Here is an 894-nt window from a genome sequence, read left to right on the forward strand (position 1 = left end):
TCTTCAAGCTTCGCGTGGCTGCCCSGGCAACAAGAAGTCCGAAGAAGTGGCCAAAAACAAACGCAAACCCGCAATGAAGAATTAATTTGAAAGGCTAGTGGATTATTTTCGGCTGCGACGTAGTCGACCCGGATGCACAGCAGGAATATGGATGGCTGTGGGCCCTTCCATTTCGCGTTTCTCCCTGGGCTATGTCGCGTTTGCYGCAATTGCTCCAAGCTAGACAAGGTCTTGCAGGACGACAAGGAACGTCGCCAAATAGTAATCAGGCGTATTAGTTGGAGGAGTTGCAATGACAACAATCGATGTGAAATCCCGATTCGAAGCAAAGCTTCTTCGTCCGGCAAAGCCTGGTAATGATACGTCGTGGGCATTCGTAGTACTGCCAAGAGACGCGAGTGAACAGCTTCCGAGGCGAGGAAGGACGACAGTTGAAGGCACAATCAATGGGCACCATTTCCAGGCTACCCTTGAGCCGGATGGTCAGCTGAGCCATTGGCTGCAGGTAAGTAGAGAGTTACACGAAGCCGCAGGTGCGGCCGTTGGGGATATCGTTACACTAGAGCTAACCCCTGTGAAGAAGGAACCCGAGCCTGACATCCCACCAGATTTTCAGGAGGCACTGGCAGCCACTCCCGAGGCTCGTAAAGTCTGGAACAATACGACGACCATCGCACGAGTAGACTGGATCCACTGGATTACTTCTGCCAAGCAACTTAAGACGCGCGCAAAACGAATTGGTGATGCCTGCGATATGCTTGCATCGGGCAAGAAGCAGGTTTGCTGTTTCGACCAGTCTGGCTACTACAGTAAGGCCTTCCGTGCGCCTGAGGCAGAAAATTTTTAAATGGAACAGTCCGTTGAATACGCCTGAAGCGGGTCAACGGGATATTG

At 51.9% G+C, this 894-nt stretch carries 1 protein-coding gene; it reads left to right on the plus strand.

Translation table 11 applies throughout. The features are described 5' to 3' along the window. Nucleotides 1-292: 292 nt before the first annotated feature. Entirely contained in the window at nt 293-847 is a 555-nt protein-coding gene (locus tag AC1DRJ_RS30060) for a YdeI/OmpD-associated family protein (RefSeq protein WP_123722198.1), read from the plus strand. Nucleotides 848-894: the final 47 nt, after the last annotated feature.

The sequence above is a fragment of the Pseudomonas sp. P5_B2 genome, assembly GCF_056400445.1.

What these genes read in the sequence shown, in the direction of transcription:
- AC1DRJ_RS30060 (WP_123722198.1), top strand. Translation starts at nt 293, where the DNA reads ATGACAACAATCGATGTGAAATCCCGATTCGAAGCAAAGCTTCTTCGT.